The 16993-nt window shown below is 62.4% G+C and carries 15 protein-coding genes and 1 riboswitch; of the genes, 8 read left to right on the plus strand and 7 right to left on the minus strand.

Annotated elements, in window-relative coordinates; translation table 11 throughout:
• Positions 1-31 precede the first annotated feature (31 nt).
• Positions 32-418, minus strand: coding sequence for an MAPEG family protein (locus tag ACF8FB_RS26245; protein WP_010955544.1), 387 nt, complete (start codon positions 416-418; stop codon positions 32-34).
• 28 nt (positions 419-446) lie between these two features.
• On the minus strand, positions 447-1280 hold the full coding sequence (locus ACF8FB_RS26250; RefSeq protein ID WP_010955545.1) for a DMT family transporter: 834 nt from the start codon (positions 1278-1280) through the stop codon (positions 447-449).
• A 282-nt stretch (positions 1281-1562) separates the two neighbouring features.
• On the opposite strand from ACF8FB_RS26250, the gene ACF8FB_RS26255 reads away from it, so the two are divergent.
• A complete protein-coding gene (locus ACF8FB_RS26255; protein ID WP_010955546.1) occupies positions 1563-2798 on the plus strand; it encodes a sodium:proton antiporter in 1236 nt (411 codons plus the stop codon).
• A gap of 70 nt (positions 2799-2868) precedes the next feature.
• Here the strand turns inward: ACF8FB_RS26255 and ACF8FB_RS26260 are convergent, their stop codons facing one another.
• Positions 2869-3270, minus strand: coding sequence for an acyl-CoA thioesterase (locus ACF8FB_RS26260; RefSeq protein WP_003249362.1), 402 nt, complete (start codon positions 3268-3270; stop codon positions 2869-2871).
• A gap of 178 nt (positions 3271-3448) precedes the next feature.
• Positions 3449-3545: riboswitch (S-adenosyl-L-homocysteine riboswitch) on the plus strand.
• 20 nt (positions 3546-3565) lie between these two features.
• On the opposite strand from ACF8FB_RS26260, the gene ahcY reads away from it, so the two are divergent.
• The 5 genes from ahcY to ACF8FB_RS26285 all read left to right on the plus strand — a co-directional run bounded on the left by ahcY (position 3566) and on the right by ACF8FB_RS26285 (position 10214).
• The gene (gene ahcY / locus ACF8FB_RS26265) at positions 3566-4975 is read left to right on the plus strand and encodes an adenosylhomocysteinase (protein WP_021783768.1); all 1410 of its coding nucleotides are present in this window, start codon (positions 3566-3568) and stop codon (positions 4973-4975) included.
• A gap of 166 nt (positions 4976-5141) precedes the next feature.
• The gene (gene metF, locus ACF8FB_RS26270; protein WP_049587485.1) at positions 5142-5987 is read left to right on the plus strand and encodes a methylenetetrahydrofolate reductase [NAD(P)H]; all 846 of its coding nucleotides are present in this window, start codon (positions 5142-5144) and stop codon (positions 5985-5987) included.
• A 93-nt stretch (positions 5988-6080) separates the two neighbouring features.
• The gene (locus tag ACF8FB_RS26275) at positions 6081-7157 is read left to right on the plus strand and encodes a hypothetical protein (protein ID WP_392512495.1); all 1077 of its coding nucleotides are present in this window, start codon (positions 6081-6083) and stop codon (positions 7155-7157) included.
• Positions 7158-7326: 169 nt separating this feature from the next.
• The gene (locus ACF8FB_RS26280; RefSeq protein WP_392512497.1) at positions 7327-8115 is read left to right on the plus strand and encodes a substrate-binding periplasmic protein; all 789 of its coding nucleotides are present in this window, start codon (positions 7327-7329) and stop codon (positions 8113-8115) included.
• Between the two features lie 218 nt (positions 8116-8333).
• Positions 8334-10214 (plus strand): DEAD/DEAH box helicase, encoded by a 1881-nt coding sequence (locus ACF8FB_RS26285; protein ID WP_350298492.1) that lies wholly within the window; start codon positions 8334-8336, stop codon positions 10212-10214.
• A gap of 140 nt (positions 10215-10354) precedes the next feature.
• Here the strand turns inward: ACF8FB_RS26285 and ACF8FB_RS26290 are convergent, their stop codons facing one another.
• The 3 genes from ACF8FB_RS26290 to ACF8FB_RS26300 all read right to left on the minus strand — a co-directional run bounded on the left by ACF8FB_RS26290 (position 10355) and on the right by ACF8FB_RS26300 (position 13581).
• Positions 10355-10933 (minus strand): YceI family protein, encoded by a 579-nt coding sequence (locus tag ACF8FB_RS26290; protein ID WP_020191536.1) that lies wholly within the window; start codon positions 10931-10933, stop codon positions 10355-10357.
• A 32-nt stretch (positions 10934-10965) separates the two neighbouring features.
• Positions 10966-11517, minus strand: coding sequence for a cytochrome b (locus tag ACF8FB_RS26295; RefSeq protein WP_010955552.1), 552 nt, complete (start codon positions 11515-11517; stop codon positions 10966-10968).
• 204 nt (positions 11518-11721) lie between these two features.
• Positions 11722-13581: a flavin monoamine oxidase family protein gene (locus ACF8FB_RS26300; RefSeq protein WP_392512500.1), complete on the minus strand. Its 1860-nt coding sequence runs from the start codon at positions 13579-13581 to the stop codon at positions 11722-11724.
• Between the two features lie 371 nt (positions 13582-13952).
• On the opposite strand from ACF8FB_RS26300, the gene ACF8FB_RS26305 reads away from it, so the two are divergent.
• Both ACF8FB_RS26305 and ACF8FB_RS26310 read left to right on the plus strand, forming a co-directional pair.
• Complete coding sequence (locus tag ACF8FB_RS26305; protein WP_010955554.1) at positions 13953-15359, plus strand: adenosylmethionine--8-amino-7-oxononanoate transaminase; 1407 nt, start codon at positions 13953-13955, stop codon at positions 15357-15359.
• A 163-nt stretch (positions 15360-15522) separates the two neighbouring features.
• On the plus strand, positions 15523-16242 hold the full coding sequence (locus ACF8FB_RS26310; RefSeq protein ID WP_392512502.1) for a 16S rRNA (uracil(1498)-N(3))-methyltransferase: 720 nt from the start codon (positions 15523-15525) through the stop codon (positions 16240-16242).
• Here ACF8FB_RS26310 and ACF8FB_RS26315 read toward each other — a convergent pair whose 3' ends face one another.
• A complete protein-coding gene (locus ACF8FB_RS26315) occupies positions 16243-16860 on the minus strand; it encodes a hemolysin III family protein (RefSeq protein WP_010955556.1) in 618 nt (205 codons plus the stop codon).
• Positions 16861-16993 lie beyond the last annotated feature (133 nt).

The following is a 16993-nucleotide window of genomic DNA, read 5'->3' on the forward strand; positions in this document are numbered from 1 at the left end:
GGGGGCTGCCCGCGAAGATGGCCAGCCGGTTTCAGATGGAAACCACGAAGAACGACACGATCAGTGCCAGGCTGGCAAACCACACCAGCGACCGCAAGGCAGCCCAGTCGGCCAGGTAGCAGATGATGTAAAGCAAGCGGCTGGTGATATACATCACCCCCAGCACATCCTGGGTCACCTGCTCGGCATTGCCCACGATATCCGCCACAAGCACCGCCGCAGCAAATGCCGGAAACGCTTCGTAGCCATTCTGCTGCGCTGCATGAGCACGCCGCGGCAGGCCCGACAAGGTATCGAGGAAGGCTCGCGGATCGTGATTGTCCTTGAGGCCGAAGCGGCCACTGCTCGCCTTGGCGATCAAGGCACAAAGCGGGTTCAACAGCAGCGCAATCAGGATGCACCACAGGGCAACAGTCATGGACAGGACTCCTTGTTCAGTCTTCAGGTCAAAGCTTCATTACCAGCATGCCGGCCAACACCAGCCCGCAAGCTAGGAGTCTCGGCCCGCCAAAAGGTTCTTTGAGGTAGCGCATGCCCAGCAGCACCACCAGGATCACGCTCAACTCCCGTAGTGCCGCCGCTTCGGCCACTGACCCCAGGTGCATGGCCCACAGCACCAGGGCATAGCTGAACAATACGCAGAACCCTACCGCCAACCCAAGGCGCCATTGGGTTCGCCAGAACAGTACGAATGGCGCCCGCCGCGCTACGCTCGCCAACAACGGGAATTGCCAGGCGCTGAGCAGGGTCAGCCAGACCAGGTAATCCCACGGTTTGCCCCACAGGCGCACGGCCTGCCCGTCGAACCAGGTGTAGCAACCAATGCACAGGCCAATCAAGGCAACCACCGGCAGCATCGACCATGGCAGACGGTCACCGCCGCCGCCCTGCCACAACAGGCAGGCCATGCCACAGGGGATCAACAGGATACCGATGATCTGCTGCTGGCTCAGCGATTCCCCGGCAAAGGCCAGGGTCAGCCCCAGCACCACCAACGGCGACAGCCCGCGCATCAGAGGATAGACCAGCCCAAGGTCGCCCACGCGGTAGGCCTTGATCAGCAGATAGCGGTACAACTGCTCAGCCAGTGCCGAGGCTACCAACCAGGGCCAGATTTCAGCAGGCGGAACATCGACGAAGGGCACCGCCAGCACCGCGAAGGCCAGCGCTACCGTGTCCATGCTGGCAATTACCAGCAAGCGCTCGCCACTGAATTTGATCAAGGTATTCCAGGTTGCATGCAGCAGGGCGGCAACCAGCACCAGAGATGTTGCCAACACGCCTTCTTATCCTTATGGCTTTTCATGGCTGTGAATATATAGCGCTCAGGGGGGCTTTGTGGGAGCGGTCATGCCCGCGAAGAATGCAACTCGGTGTATGGCACCGGCTTTGCCGGTGTTCGCGGGCACGCCCGCTCCCACAGGGTAACCAGTGCAGACTGTCACGGGAACGATTTGGACTAATTCGGTCAAACCCTGTGCCCCGAACCCCGTGCCAGGTCATCAAAGAACTGCCCGAGTCACTCGGGTAACGACTTGGAAGCCACTGTTACAGGATTCGGGATGCTTGAATTAGTTGCCGCGTTTATCTGCCTCACCACACTTCTGACCTATGTGAACTACCGCTTCATCGGCCTGCCCCCCGCTATCGGCGTGATGGTTACGGCGCTGTTGTTTTCCCTGATATTGCAAGGCCTGAGCCTTGTCGGCTTCCCCGGCCTGGAAGAGCGCGTCGAAGGGCTGATGAACCAGATCGACTTCAACGATCTGCTCATGCACTGGATGCTGGCGTTCCTGCTGTTTGCCGGCGCCCTGCACGTCAACCTCAGCGACCTGCGCAGCTACCGCTGGCCGATCGGCCTGCTGGCTACCTTGGGCGTGCTGATCGCCACCGTGGTCATCGGCTACCTGGCGCATTGGGTGTTTGCCCTATTCGGCTGGCAGGTGCCCCTGATCTACTGCCTGCTGTTCGGTGCACTGATCTCACCGACCGACCCGATTGCCGTGCTTGGCGCGCTGCGTACTGCCAATGCGCCCAAACCGCTTAAAACCACCATCGTCGGCGAGTCACTGTTCAACGACGGCACGGCAGTCGTGGTATTCACCGTGTTGCTGGGCATCATCCAGCTGGGTGAAACACCGAGCATGGCCGACACGGCGATCCTGTTCGCCCGCGAGGCCATTGGCGGTGTGGTGTTCGGTGGCCTGATCGGCTACGCCACCTACCGCATGATCAAGAGTGTCGAGCAGTACCAGGTGGAGGTCATGCTGACCCTGGCGCTGGTAATCGGTGGTTCGGCAATGTGCTACGAGCTGCATGTGTCGGCACCGATCGCCATGGTGGTGGCAGGCCTGATCATCGGCAACCTGGGGCGCAACCTGGCGATGAATGACATGACCCGCCGTTACATGGACGGTTTCTGGGAGCTGATCGACGACATGCTCAATGCCCTGCTGTTCGCATTGATCGGCCTGGAGCTGTTGCTGCTGCCGTTCAACTGGATGCACCTGGCGGCCGGCGGCGTGCTGGCGCTGGCAGTGCTGCTGTCTCGCCTGTTGACGGTGGCCCCGGCGATCGTGCTGCTGCGGCGCTGGCGCCCGGTGCCCAAAGGCACGGTGCGGGTGCTGACCTGGGGTGGCCTGCGCGGTGGCGTGTCGGTGGCACTTGCACTGTCGCTACCGCTGGGCGAGGAACGGGACCTGCTGCTGTCGATCACCTACATCGTGGTGTTGTCGTCGATTCTGGTGCAGGGGTTGAGCATTGGGCGGGTGGTGCGCAAGGTCAGCGCCCAGCCTTGAGAATGCCGGGGCCGCTTTGCGGCCCATTCGCGGGTGAACCCGCGAAGAGGCCGGCACAGGCAACCAGGGTCTATTCGACTGCCGAATCCGGGAACTGGTCCTGCACGTACTTGATCTCGGTGCGCCCATGGGCTGCCGGCAAGCCATCCTCGCCCAGGTTGACGAACACCATCTTGTCGACAGTCAGAATGCTCTTGCGGGTGATCTTGTTACGCACTTCGCACTTGAGGGTGATCGAGGTGCGGCCGAACGCGGTAGCGGTGATGCCCAGCTCGATGATGTCACCCTGACGCGAAGCACTGACGAAGTTGATTTCCGACATGTACTTGGTCACCACACGCTGGTTGCCCAGCTGGACGATGGCGTAGATCGCCGCCTCTTCATCGATCCAGCGCAACAGGCTGCCACCGAACAGGGTGCCATTGGGGTTGAGGTCTTCGGGTTTAACCCACTTGCGGGTGTGAAAGTTCATCTGTACTCCTGACCTGCTTGGCTAACGTGTAGCAATGATGGCAGAGCGGCTGCCTTCGCTCCATTGAACATCGACTATCGTCGCGATTAATCGACGGAAAACCTTGGGCAAGCCGGCGGGGGCAGCTATAATCTGCGCCGTTTTACATGGTTGCCCACAGCGGTGCCATGCCCGCCACCTGTCCGAGGGGCGCTGCAGCAGGCTAGGCCTGTCAGGCTCGGATGGGGCGTTGCTCGCTCCCGCGAGCGCTTAACGCACAACGGCGCCCATTCGCACATTACGAATGGAGGCTCTCATGAGCGCTGCAAACATGCCTGCTGGTTTTACCGATTACAAAGTCGCCGACATCTCCCTGGCCGCCTGGGGCCGTCGCGAAACCATCATTGCCGAATCGGAAATGCCTGCGCTGATGGGCCTGCGTCGCAAGTACCTGGCCGAGCAACCGCTCAAGGGTGCGAAGATCCTGGGCTGCATCCACATGACCATCCAGACCGCCGTGCTGATCGAAACCCTGGTTGCCCTGGGTGCCGAAGTGCGCTGGTCGTCCTGCAACATCTTCTCGACTCAAGACCAGGCCGCCGCCTCGATCGCCGCCGCCGGTATCCCGGTTTTCGCCTGGAAAGGCGAAACCGAAGAAGAGTACGAGTGGTGCCTGGAGCAGACCATCCTGAAAGATGGCCAGCCATGGGACGCCAACATGATCCTCGACGACGGTGGTGACCTGACCGAACTGCTGCACAAGAAGTACCCGCAGGTACTGGACCGCGTGCACGGCGTGACCGAAGAGACCACCACCGGCGTACACCGCCTGCTGGACATGCTGGCCAAGGGCGAGCTGAAAGTCCCGGCGATCAACGTCAACGACTCGGTCACCAAGAGCAAGAACGACAACAAGTACGGCTGCCGTCACAGCCTGAACGATGCCATCAAGCGTGGTACCGACCACCTGCTGTCGGGCAAGCAGGCCCTGGTGATCGGCTACGGTGACGTGGGCAAGGGCTCGGCCCAGTCCCTGCGTCAGGAAGGCATGATCGTCAAGGTCTCCGAAATTGACCCGATCTGCGCCATGCAGGCCTGCATGGACGGCTTCGAGCTGGTCTCGCCGTTCATCGACGGTATCAACGACGGCACCGAAGCCAGCATCGACAAGGCCCTGCTGGGCAAGATCGACCTGATCGTGACCACCACCGGTAACGTCAATGTCTGCGACGCCAACATGCTCAAGGCCCTGAAAAAGCGTGCCGTAGTCTGCAACATCGGCCACTTCGACAACGAGATCGATACCGCCTTCATGCGCAAGAACTGGGCCTGGGAAGAGGTCAAGCCGCAGGTTCACAAGATCCACCGTACCGGCGCTGGTAGCTTCGACCCGCAGAACGACGACTACCTGATCCTGCTGGCCGAAGGCCGCCTGGTCAACCTGGGCAACGCCACTGGCCACCCAAGCCGCATCATGGACGGCTCGTTCGCCAACCAGGTTCTGGCACAGATCTTCCTGTTCGAGCAGAAGTTCGCTGACCTGCCGGCCGAAAAGAAAGCCGAGCGCCTGACCGTTGAAGTGCTGCCGAAGAAACTCGACGAAGAAGTGGCCCTGGAAATGGTCCGCGGCTTCGGCGGCGTGGTCACCCAGCTGACCAAGCAGCAAGCCGACTACATCGGCGTGACCGTCGAAGGCCCGTTCAAGCCGCACGCCTACCGCTACTAAGCGGAAAGCTTGAAGCTGCAAGTGGCAGGCAAAGGCATACCGTGCCGTTGCCACTTGCAGCTCCGGAAACACAGATCTTGAACGACGCCCAAGCCAGACCGGCCATCACCGATCTGGCTTTTACTTGCAGCTTGCCGCCAGACGCTTGTTGCCAGAGGAACGCCTGATGTCACAAGAACGCCGCTACAGTTTCGAGTTCTTCCCGACCAAGACCGATGCCGGTCACGAAAAGCTGATGGGCGTCGCCCGCCAGCTGGCCACCTATAACCCGGACTTCTTCTCCTGCACCTACGGTGCCGGTGGGTCGACCCGCGACCGCACGCTCAATACCGTGCTGCAGCTGGAAAGCGAAGTGAAGATACCTGCCGCGCCGCACCTGTCGTGCGTGGGCGACACCAAGGCCGAATTGCGTGCCCTCCTGGCCGAGTACAAGGCAGCCGGCATCAAACGCATTGTCGCGCTGCGTGGTGACCTGCCGTCGGGCATGGGCATGGCCAGTGGTGAACTGCGCTATGCCAGTGACCTGGTCGAGTTCATCCGCGAGGAGACCGCTGATCACTTCCACCTGGAAGTGGCTGCCTACCCGGAAATGCACCCGCAGGCGCGCAACTTCGAGGCGGATCTGGCCAACTTTGTGCACAAGGTCAAGGCCGGTGCCGACAGCGCCATCACCCAGTACTTCTTCAACGCCGACAGCTACTTCTACTTCGTCGAGCGTGCACAGAAGCTGGGCGTGGAGATTCCGGTGGTACCGGGCATCATGCCGATCACCAACTACAGCAAGCTGGCCCGCTTCTCCGATGCCTGTGGCGCCGAGATCCCGCGCTGGATCCGCAAGCAGCTGGAAGCCTATGCCGACGACACTGCCAGCATCCAGGCGTTCGGCGAAGAAGTGATTACCCGCATGTGCGAACAGCTGTTGCAAGGCGGCGCGCCAGGCCTGCACTTCTATACCTTGAACCAGGCTGAACCGAGCCTGGCGATCTGGAACAACCTGAAGCTGCCGCGCTGAAATCTTTTGGCAAAGTCTGCTTAAGAAATGATTAAGGCTTTGGTCATAGACTAAAGCCTTATTCATTTTCGGGTTAAACAGGTCTTGCCTGCCATGCAGCACACCCAACCTTCGCGCCCACAGCTTGTATACCTGGCTTTTGGCCCGGCAACCTACCATCAGGAAGCCTGCTTCAGCATCGTCAGCGCCCTCGCCCAGCTAGGCAGCGCAGCCGGCGAGGCCATGGACATCCAGGTCTACACCGACAATGCGCAGCCCTACGCCAGGCTGCCCGTCACCGTCCACCTGCTGGACGAGGCCACGCGCCAGGCATGGAATGCCCCGCACGGTTATCACTTTCGCAGCAAGCATGTGCTGTTGCGCCAGGTACTGCAGCAACACCCGCTGGCAGTGCTGATCGACACCGACACCTTCTTCCGCACTTCGCCGTTGCATCTGTTCGCCCGCGTGGCGCCCAACCGCCTGCTGTGCAACGCCATCGGCACGCGCTACGGCGCTGACCAGAAGTGCCTGTTGTACAAGAACCTGCTGGCCATTCTCGAGTCCCGGGGACTGGCCGACTGCCAGATGCCGCTCGTCAATTCCGGCGTTATCGGCCTCACTGCCGAGAACTGCGACACCCTGGACCGCTCCATCGCCATGATGGACGAATTCTACCCCTTGGCTCGAGAGGCCTATACCCTCGAGGAGTTCTGCCTGGCAGTGGCGGCCTACCGCAACCTGGAGCTGGCCGAGTGTACCGATGTCATCCATCACTACTGGAGCCGGAAGGCGCAGTTCCGCGCCAAGATCCAGGCCTGGCTGCGCAAGCACGAGCACGACCCACTCAGCCCCCCGGCCCTGGCCGACGTTGCGCTGGTCAACGATCAACTGCCGCGGCCACCCACTCTGCACCGCCTGGGTTACAAGGCGTTGAGCCTGACCCTGCCCAGTCACGAGCGCCAGTTCGCCCGCGAATTGCTCTATGGCTGCTACCCCTACCCCAATGAGTTCGATCGCGCCTGTGCGTCTGCCTGGTGGGACAAGGCCCTGGAAAACCTCAATGACCGCTACGGCCACGTGGAGCCCGAGCGGCTGCGTCAGTGCCTGCGCCATCCGGGGCTACGGCTATCGCTGGGCGAGCGGCGCAAGGATATCGAGGCGCATCTGCTGCGAACCACCCAAGCCTGATGTGCCCGCAAAACTCATTGCCTTGCGCGGACTTGTGGGAGCGGGCGTGCCCGCGAAGAGAGCAACCCGATCGTTGGCACCGGCTTCGCCGGTGTTCGCGGGCACGCCCGCTCCCACATCGATAATGCATGCCTTTACCGTACACCGGCCGAGCGCGTAATCTCCGGCCATGCCACATATCGCCCGTCTGTTCTGGATCCTGCTGCTCGTTTGCCTGAGCCCGTTGGCTCTGGGCGAACGCTTGCGCCTGGTAACCGACGACTGGGCACCTTATGTGTTTCAGCACAACGGCCAACCGCGCGGCATCGACTACGAAGTCGCCAGCCAGGTCTTCGCACGCCTCGGCGTCGAGGTAGAGTGGCAATTCCTGCCTTGGAAGCGCTGCTTGGCAATGGCTGAGCAAGGCCTGGCCGATGGCATTCTCGACATCTTCCAGACGGACGCGCGCCAACCCTACATGGTGTACGGCTCCGAACCCATGTCGGAGGTCGAATTCGTCCTGTTCCAAAGCCGCACGCGCCGCCATGCCGTCACCCACCTGGACGACCTCGCCGGCCTCACCGTCGGCACATCGCCCGGCTACGCCTACGGTAAAGCGTTCACCGAGGCCTCGCACTTCAAGCGCGAAGCCGCACCCACCCAAGAAGCCAACTTCGGCAAGCTGATGCTGGGCCGCATCGACCTGGTGATCACCGACCGCAGGGTGGGGCATTACCTGCTCCGCCAGCTCGGCCTGCAACAGCAAGTCGAAGAACTGCCGCTGGTAATCAGCCGCCAGGCGCAGTACCTGGGCCTGGTGCGCAAGCCTGGGCGCGAGGCACTGGCCGTGGCCTTTGCCGAAGAGCTGCAGCGGTTCAAGCAGGAGCCGGCCTATGCAGCGATCAGCAACCGTTATACAAGCGACACTGGAAACATTCTCAACGCCGTTGAGCAGCAGGAAAGCAGCACAGCGCGATAGCTCTGTTATACTCGGGCCTTCCCGCCCGGCTCACGCCCGGACGCTCGGCCTCGCAACAGGCATCCCGATCGGTACCGACGCCCCTTCGCGTCCAGCCTCCGTTTCCCGGATGTGCAGTGAAAGCCCAGCTGGACCGGACGCGATCGCATTTCACCGATGCCCGTCGCGCCAGGCAGAACATCCCAACGGGCCCAGCCCACACGAGAACAGGATCGCCCATGTCCTTTGCTTCCCTCGGTCTCTCCGAGGCTCTTGTCCGCGCTATCGAGGCTGCGGGCTACACCCAGCCGACCCCCGTGCAACAGCGGGCTATTCCCGCCGTGTTGCAAGGCCGCGACCTGATGGTTGCCGCACAGACAGGTACGGGTAAAACCGGCGGCTTCGCCCTGCCGATTCTCGAGCGCCTGTTCCCGGCCGGCCATCCCGACAAATCACAGCGCCACGGCCCGCGCCAGCCTCGCGTGCTGGTCCTGACGCCGACCCGCGAACTGGCAGCCCAGGTGCATGACAGTTTCAAGGTCTATGCCCGTGACCTGCCACTGGTCAGCGCCTGCATCTTCGGCGGCGTTGGCATGAACCCGCAGATCCAGGCCATTGCCAAAGGCGTTGATGTGCTGGTCGCCTGCCCAGGCCGCCTGCTCGACCTCGCCGGCCAAGGCAAGGTCGACCTGGCCCACGTGGAAATCCTGGTACTTGATGAAGCCGATCGCATGCTCGACATGGGCTTCATCCACGACGTCAAGAAGGTCCTCGCCCGCCTGCCGGCCAAACGCCAGAACCTGCTCTTCTCGGCCACCTTCTCCAAGGACATCACCGACCTCGCCGACAAGCTCCTGCACAACCCGGAGCGTATCGAGGTCACCCCGCCGAACACCACCGTCGAGCGTATCGAGCAGCGGGTATATCGCCTGCCTGCCAGCCACAAGCGTGCCTTGCTGGCGCACCTGATCACCCTGGGCGCCTGGGAACAGGTGTTGGTGTTCACCCGAACCAAGCATGGCGCCAACCGCCTGGCCGAGTACCTGGAAAAGCAAGGCCTGACCGCCGCCGCGATCCACGGCAACAAGAGCCAGAACGCTCGCACCAAGGCGCTGGCCGACTTCAAGGCCAACAGCGTGCGCGTACTGGTCGCCACCGACATCGCTGCCCGCGGCCTGGACATCGACCAGTTGCCCCATGTTGTCAACTTCGAGCTGCCGAATGTCGAGGAAGACTACGTCCACCGCATCGGCCGTACCGGCCGTGCCGGTCGTTCGGGCGAAGCTATTTCCCTGGTCGCGCCAGATGAAGAGAAGCTGCTCAAGAGCATCGAGCGGGTGACCAAGCAGCGCATCGCGGATGGCGACCTGATGGGCTTCGACGCCAGCCAGGTAGAAGCCGAGAAGCCCGAAGCACGCGAGCGCCCGCAGAATAACGGCCGCGGTGGCCGCAACCAGCAGGCCCGTGGCGAAGGTGGTAAAGACACCAACGGCGGCCGCAAGGACAAAGGCAAGGACAAAGGCAAAGCCAGGCAGCAAGCTGCGGCCAAGCCGGACGACAAGGAAAAGAGCGGCGACAAGCAGCAACCGCGCAAGCCGCGTGACAAGAAGCCACGCCCGCAGCAGGCCAGCAATAACAGCGTGCCGAAGCCGCCGGCAGACCGCGACCCGGAAGAGTTCCTGGACGACGAACTCGATAACTTCGGTAACCGCGCGGACTATGTCAGCCCTTACCAGGGCAAGAACCAGGGCCGCAACCGCCGCCCGGGTGGTGCTGGCCAAGGTCAGGGGCAAGGCAATGGCCAACGCAGCAACGCTGGCGGCCAGGGCCAAGCCCGCAATGGCGGCCAGCCACGCAGTGGTGGCGGAGAAAAACGCCCGCCCCGCGCCAACAACGGTGGCGGTGCCCGTCGTGATGGCGGCGGTGGCCGTGGTCGCCCTGCGCGTGACGATGCTGCCCGGCAAGAGCCGGCCGTGCGCAACCCGCGTCAGCCGGAAAAACAGCCAGTGATCATTCGCAAGGAGTCCAAGCTGGACCGTTTCCCGACGCCTGAGCAACTGGATGACCTGCCAAGCCGCCCACGCGGTGAGCGCCCAGCGCTGCTGACCCGCAAGGGCTGATAGAAGTACCGAGGGGGCTGCTTCGCAGCCCTATCACGACACAAGGCCGCTCCTGCAGAGAATTTCTTGATCTCTGCAGGCGCGGCCTTGTGTCGTGATAGGGCCGCAAAGCGGCCCCCTCGGTTTTCAGCTGGCAGAAATTACTTCTGCTTCACACCTTCGACACTGATATCCAGGTCCAGGGTCTGCGAAGTAGCACCCGGGCCTTTGATGCCGAAGTCGTTCAGGTTCAGCGTGGTGGTGGCGTTGAAGCCAGCGCGCTCGCCACCCCATGGGTCCTTGCCTTCACCGTTGAAGGTAGCCTTGAACGTCACCGGCTTGGTGACACCGTGCATGGTCAGGTCGCCAGTCACGTCAGCCGTCTTGTCGCCAGTCGACTTGACGCTGGTGGAGACGAATTTGGCGTCCGGGTACTTCTTCACGTCGAGGAAGTCGGCGCTGGCGATGTGCTTGTCACGCTCGGCGTGGTTCGACCACAGGCTGGCAGTTTTCAAGTCGACGCTGATCTTGCTGGCTTCAGGCTTGGCACTGTCCCAGGTGAAGCTGCCGTCGAAATCCTTGAAAGTACCGTGGATGAAGCTGTAGCCCAGGTGGCTGATTTTCCAGTCAACGAACGCGTGCTGGCCTTCCTTGTCGATCTTGTACTCGGCAGCCATGGCCTGGCCAGCAGAGAGCAGAGCGGTACCGAGCGCCAGAGCGGCAAAAGTCTTTTTCAACATCCTGTTCCTTCCTGTGTAATTGAGGTTGAGAGTCAAGCTTTGCGGCCCAGCATGCGAGTCAGGGTCGCGTCACGGTCGATGAAATGATGCTTGAGCGCGGCAAGGGCATGCAGCACGGCAAAAATCACCAGCCCCCAAGCCAGCCACAAATGAACCACACCCGCCACATCTGCCTGGTCAGGCAGGTCGCTGATCAGTGCAGGCACTTCGAACAGGCCGAACACCGGAATGCCGACGCCGTCGGCGGTGGAAATCAGGTAACCGGCAACCATCACCGCAAACAGCCCAAGGTACAGGGCCAGGTGGCCCAGCTTGGCCGCCAGGCGTGTGACCGCACCATGGTTGGTTGGTGCCGGTGGTGGCGGGCTGATGAAACGCCAGACTACCCGCAGCAGCATCACCGCCAGCAGCACCAGGCCGATGCTCTTGTGCAGGTCCGGGCCAGCTTTGCGCCAAGGGCTGTAGTAGTCGAGGCCGACCATCCACAAGCCCAGGCCGAACAGGCCGAAAACTGCCAGCGCCACGCCCCAGTGCAGGATGATGCTGACCACGCCGTAGCGAGAAGGTGAATTGCGCAGTTGCATGTTGCGTGTTTCCCCGTGAAAGCTATGCACAGACTAACGCGTAACGTATCGAAGAAAAGCGGAAAAAATTGCTTTGGATTATCGAGGAATCCGATATTTATTCTGTTAGCTGACCATTAAGAAAACATTAACGATAGTCGGAGAGTTAGGGTTGCAGTGCCGGCCCTCAGGCGAACAGGCGAACAGGCCGGCACTGTCGATCGGTCAGCCCGCCTTGGCCTGGGTATTGGTTACAGGCTTCTTCGCAGGCTCCGACTTGGCTGTCGCCTTCTTCGTCTCGGCAGGCTTGTGGGCTGGCTTATGCACGGGCGCATGCTTGGCGGGAGCGGCTTTGGTTGCCGCAGGCTTGGCAGCCGTTTCCTTGGCCACAGGCGCAGGTGCTGCAGGAGCCGGAGCTGCCTGTGGAGCGGGCGCAGGTGCAGGCGCCACTTCCTCAGCCTTGGCAATTGGCTCAACCTTCGCCTCTGGCGCTTGCGCCCCGCCAAACAGGCGCTTGAAGAAGCCTGGCTTGTCCTGCTTGGCCTCTTCGGCCTGCTTGGGCTCAGCTTTGGCCGGCGCCCTGTCAGCTTTGTCGCCCTTGTCGGACGAACCGCCGAACATATTGGAGAAGAACCCGCCCTTGCTCTCCTTGGCGGCGGCCGCACCTGCCGCCGCCGCAACCGGCAGCGCCTTGGCCGGGTCGAACGACTTGCCGGCCAACAGGTCCTGTGCCTGGCTGGCCGCACGCTGGCCACTGCGCAGGGCGCCTTCCAGGGTGCCCGGGTACAGGGCATCCGTGTGCTCACCGGCAAAGGTCATGCGCTGCACCGGACGTTCCCACAGGCGCCAGTATTTACTGATCTGCCCTGGGCCGTAGGCCAGGTAGGCACCACCCGTGCCAGCATCAGCACTGTATCGCTTGACCTCGTAACCGGTGAATGCGCCACGGGCCTGGGGGTAGAACGCATGCAGCCGGATCAGCACCTGGTCGACCATCTGCTTTTCACCAAAGGCCTGCAGCAGGCGTGCGTTGTCGCCGGACAGGTTGATCACCACATTGGCACCACCCTTGAGCGCCGGTTCGACCCACAGCATGCCGAGGCCGGCGTTACTGAAGATTTCGCCCGACATGCGTGCGCGGCTTTCCCATACGGGTTTCTTGAACTTGAGCATGATCTGGTCGCGCCAACCATAGTTGGTGCCCTTGAGCGCCGCCAGGTGTTGGCTGTCCAGGCCAGGGGTCATCTGAATCTTGGCCAGCGCGCGCAGGGGCACAGCCATGACCAGATAATCCGCCTTGTAGCCAACGCTGCCGACTTTTACCGTGACACCATCCTTGTCCTGGACAATGGCGGTAACCGGCGAGCTGGTCTTGATGGTTTTCAACTGCTTGACGAAAGCCTGGGCCAGCACCGGGCTGCCACCGGGCAGGCGCGCGGCGCGCAGGTCGCGGTCGCTGACGCCGCGGTACACGCGGTTCTGCTGGGCGAAGTACAGCAGCGACAGGCGCGACGGTTCATCGTAGCGGGTGCGGATCTGCTGATTGATCAATTGACGGGCGGTGGCCGGCAGTTGCAGTTTGTCCAGCCAGGTGGAGACGTTGATCTGGTCAAGGGCGAACAGCGTGCTGGTTGCCTGCGGGTTCAGCGGGTCATCGATCGAACGGGCCAGGTCATCAAGGGTTTTCTCGTAACGCTTGAGCGCCTCGGCAGTGGCCGGTTGCTTGGTGGCCAGGTCGCTGGCGCTGAAGTATTCGCCGTCAATCAAGTAACCCGGGGTACGCACGAACTCGGGCGCCGGCAGTGTTTCAAGCTTGAAACGGTCGAGGTACTGGTTGAGCACCGGCTGTGCCTTGGCGTTGCCGATCCACTCGCTGGTGGCCAGGCCCGAACGCCCGCCCATGCCCGCCTTGGCCTCCAGCAGGGTCACCTGCCAGCCTTTGTTCTGCAGCTCGTAGGCTGCCGTCAGGCCTGCCAGGCCCCCCCCCACGACAATCGCCGTGGGCGTCTTGTCTTTTGCCAGCGCAGCGCCGCTGGACACACCAATCAATACCAACGCGCACAGGCGCACCCAAGCAGCAGCCATGTCGGCGAACTCCGAGTCAGAGGTTACAGAAACGGGGAGAGGCAGGAATGCCCCAGGAAGATGCGTTAAGAATACGTCAGGTCCGAGCACCCTGCCAGCGCAGTGACATCAAGTCCTTTTGGCAGCTCATATTTTTGTCGGTAGCTATGCCACACAGTAGCAGGGACCTCTGCATGAACCTGGTGACTGCGCACAGCCTCAGGCCTGAGCCTTCACTCCGGCACCACATCCTGCAGGGCTTTGCTCTGTGCATGGCAGCAGGCTCGAATGGACCAGCCCCCACCTCCATTGAACGGCAGCGGTTGTCCTGCCCTGCGGCATTGCTTAGGCTTACGCGGTCGAACCACGCCGCAAAGCCAGGAGAAGTGCCCATGGGCCTCAATGATCAGTGGATGCAACGCGACCTCAAGGTCCTGTGGCACCCCTGTACCCAGATGAAAGACCACGAGCAGCTGCCGCTGATCCCTATCAAGCGCGGCGAAGGCGTGTGGCTGGAAGACTTCGAGGGCAAACGCTACCTGGATGCGGTGAGCAGCTGGTGGGTCAACGTGTTCGGCCATGCCAACCCGCGCATCAACCAGCGCATCAAGGACCAGGTCGACCAGCTCGAGCACGTGATCCTGGCCGGTTTCAGTCATCAGCCAGTGATCGAGCTGTCCGAACGCCTGGTCGCCATGACCCCGGCCGGTCTCGACCGGGTGTTCTATGCCGACAATGGCTCGTCGTGCATCGAAGTGGCGCTGAAAATGAGCTTCCACTACTGGCAGAACATCGGCAAACCGGACAAGAAGCGCTTCGTCACCCTGACCAACAGCTATCACGGCGAAACCATTGCCGCCATGTCGGTGGGTGATGTGCCGCTGTTCACCGAAACCTACAAGGCGCTGCTGCTCGACACCCTCAAGGTGCCAAGCCCTGACTGCTACCTGCGCCCCGAGGGCATGAGCTGGGAGGAGCACTCGCGCAACATGTTCCAGGCCATGGAGCAGACCCTGGCCGAACACCACGCCTCGATCAGCGCCGTGATCGTCGAGCCGCTGATCCAGGGTGCCGGCGGCATGCGCATGTACCACCCGGTGTACCTCAAGCTGTTGCGCGAAGCCTGCGACCGCTATGACGTGCACCTTATCCACGACGAGATCGCCGTAGGCTTCGGCCGCACCGGCACGATGTTCGCCTGCGAGCAAGCCGGCATCCGCCCGGATTTCCTGTGCCTGTCCAAGGCCCTGACCGGCGGCTACCTGCCGCTGGCCGCCTGCCTGACCACCGACAAGGTGTACCAGGCGTTCTATGACGATTACCCGACACTGCGCGCATTCCTGCACTCGCACAGCTACACCGGCAACCCGCTGGCGTGCGCTGCAGCGCTGGCGACCCTGGATATCTTCGAGCAGGACAACGTAATCGAGGCCAACAAGGCCCTGGCCACGCGCATGGCCACAGCCACTGCACACCTGGCCGATCATGCTCACGTTGCCGAAATACGCCAGACTGGCATGGCCCTGGCCATCGAAATGGTTCAAGACAAGGCAGGCAAGCTTGCCTACCCCTGGCAGGAGCGCCGTGGCCTGAAGGTGTTCGAGCACGCCCTGACCCGCGGCGCCCTGCTGCGACCGCTGGGCAGCGTGGTGTACTTCCTGCCGCCGTACGTGATCACCCCCGAGCAGATCGACTTCCTTGCCGAAGTGGCCAGCGAAGGCATCGATATCGCCACCCGCGACAGCGTCAGTGTCGCAGTACCGGCCAACTTCCACCCCGACTTCCGCGACCCGGGCTAGGCCCGGCAATTCGCCACACCACTTTTCCTGTGGGAGCGGGCGAGCCCGCGAACAAGGGCGAAGCCCTTGCCAGGCACCGCGGCGCCTGATTCGCGGCGGTTCGACGCATCGACACGCCCGCTCCCACAGGGGATCTGCGTCTCTCTATTTACCGAGCAAACCCATGAGACTGTCCCGCTTCTTCATCGACGCCCCCCTGAGCCTTGGCGAGCACGACCTGCCCGAGGCCCAGGCCCATTACATTGGCCGCGTGCTGCGCATGGCACCCGGCGACGCCGTGCAGCTGTTCGATGGCAGCGGCCAGGAATACCGTGGTCAGTTGCTCGAGGTGGGCAAGAAAACTGTCCGCGTCAGCCTTGACCAGGCCTTTGCCGGCCAGGCCGATTCACCGCTGCATGTGCACCTGGGCCAGGGCCTTTCCCGTGGCGAGCGCATGGACTGGGCGATCCAGAAGGCCACCGAGCTTGGTGCCAACGAAATCACCCCGATCGTCAGCGAGCGCTGCGAAGTGCGCCTGAAAGACGAACGCGCCGACAAGCGCCTGGCCCACTGGCGCCAAGTGGCGATCAGCGCCTGTGAACAATGCGGGCGTTCTACCTTGCCCGTCATCCACCCACCCGTGACCCTGGCCGAATGGTTGAGCAGCACCAAGGCTGACCTGAAGCTGGTCCTGCACCCGGTGTGTGAGCCGCTTATCAGCCATGAAAAGCCCGCCACCCTGGCCTTCGTGATCGGCCCCGAAGGCGGCCTTAGCGAAGCCGAGGTCGAGCAGGCCAAAGCCGCCGGCTTCCACGCAGCACGCCTTGGCCCGCGCGTGCTGCGCACCGAGACCGCGCCGGTGGTGGCGCTGTCGGTGGCACAGCAGTTGTGGGGCGACTTTTAACTAGCGCACGTAGAGCGACACCGCCACGAAGTGCATCAGGCTGCCAGCGATGACGAACAGGTGCCAGATGCCATGCCAGTGGCGGAAACGGCTGTCGAAGGCGAAGAAAATGATGCCGACGGTGTAGAACACGCCGCCGGCAGCCAGCCAGGCGAAGCCGGCCGTGCCCAGCGAGTTCAGCAGCGGCTTGACTGCCACCAGCACGATCCAGCCCATTACCGCATAGATGATGATCGACAGGATCCGCGCCTCGGAGCGCGGCTTGATCTCTTGCAACATGCCGATGATCGCCAGCCCCCAGACCACGCCGAACAGGCTCCATCCCCAAGGGCCGCGCAGGCTGACCAGGCAAAACGGCGTGTAGCTGCCGGCAATCAGCAGATAGATCGACAGGTGGTCGAGCTTGCGCATGATCACTTTCGCCCGCCCACGGGTGCTGTGGTACAGGGTGGAAATGCTGTACAGCAACAGCAGCGTGCCGCCGTAGATGGAGAAGCTGACGATCTTCCACGGGTCGCCTTGCAGGCCCGCGGCCACGATCAGCCAGATGGCACCAATAGCAGCGAGGACGGCACCGACCAGGTGGGTCCAGGCGTTGAAGCGTTCACCGTAATACATGCAAACACAGACCTCCTGAGGTGGGCTGGGTTCCTGTTGTGATGCTGATGGCTTCGTTCTTTGTGGGAGCGGCCTTGTGTCGCGAAAGGGGCGCGAAGCGGCCCCAGGCTTTCATTGCCACTGCATGAACCGC

The sequence above is a fragment of the Pseudomonas sp. yb_2 genome, assembly GCF_043103905.1.
Taxonomy (GTDB): Bacteria; Pseudomonadota; Gammaproteobacteria; order Pseudomonadales; family Pseudomonadaceae; genus Aquipseudomonas; species Aquipseudomonas alloputida.

Bases quoted from the DNA above. Each gene is read 5' to 3' on its own strand.
- ahcY (WP_021783768.1), top strand. From the start codon at position 3,566: ATGAGCGCTGCAAACATGCCTGCTGGTTTTACCGATTACAAAGTCGCC.
- ACF8FB_RS26260 (WP_003249362.1), bottom strand. From the start codon at position 3,270: ATGAACTTTCACACCCGCAAGTGGGTTAAACCCGAAGACCTCAACCCC.
- ACF8FB_RS26290 (WP_020191536.1), bottom strand. From the start codon at position 10,933: ATGTTGAAAAAGACTTTTGCCGCTCTGGCGCTCGGTACCGCTCTGCTC.
- ACF8FB_RS26310 (WP_392512502.1), top strand. From the start codon at position 15,523: ATGAGACTGTCCCGCTTCTTCATCGACGCCCCCCTGAGCCTTGGCGAG.
- ACF8FB_RS26280 (WP_392512497.1), top strand. From the start codon at position 7,327: ATGCCACATATCGCCCGTCTGTTCTGGATCCTGCTGCTCGTTTGCCTG.
- ACF8FB_RS26305 (WP_010955554.1), top strand. From the start codon at position 13,953: ATGGGCCTCAATGATCAGTGGATGCAACGCGACCTCAAGGTCCTGTGG.
- ACF8FB_RS26300 (WP_392512500.1), bottom strand. From the start codon at position 13,581: ATGGCTGCTGCTTGGGTGCGCCTGTGCGCGTTGGTATTGATTGGTGTG.
- ACF8FB_RS26255 (WP_010955546.1), top strand. From the start codon at position 1,563: ATGCTTGAATTAGTTGCCGCGTTTATCTGCCTCACCACACTTCTGACC.
- ACF8FB_RS26315 (WP_010955556.1), bottom strand. From the start codon at position 16,860: ATGTATTACGGTGAACGCTTCAACGCCTGGACCCACCTGGTCGGTGCC.
- ACF8FB_RS26285 (WP_350298492.1), top strand. From the start codon at position 8,334: ATGTCCTTTGCTTCCCTCGGTCTCTCCGAGGCTCTTGTCCGCGCTATC.
- ACF8FB_RS26295 (WP_010955552.1), bottom strand. From the start codon at position 11,517: ATGCAACTGCGCAATTCACCTTCTCGCTACGGCGTGGTCAGCATCATC.
- ACF8FB_RS26245 (WP_010955544.1), bottom strand. From the start codon at position 418: ATGACTGTTGCCCTGTGGTGCATCCTGATTGCGCTGCTGTTGAACCCG.
- ACF8FB_RS26275 (WP_392512495.1), top strand. From the start codon at position 6,081: ATGCAGCACACCCAACCTTCGCGCCCACAGCTTGTATACCTGGCTTTT.
- metF (WP_049587485.1), top strand. From the start codon at position 5,142: ATGTCACAAGAACGCCGCTACAGTTTCGAGTTCTTCCCGACCAAGACC.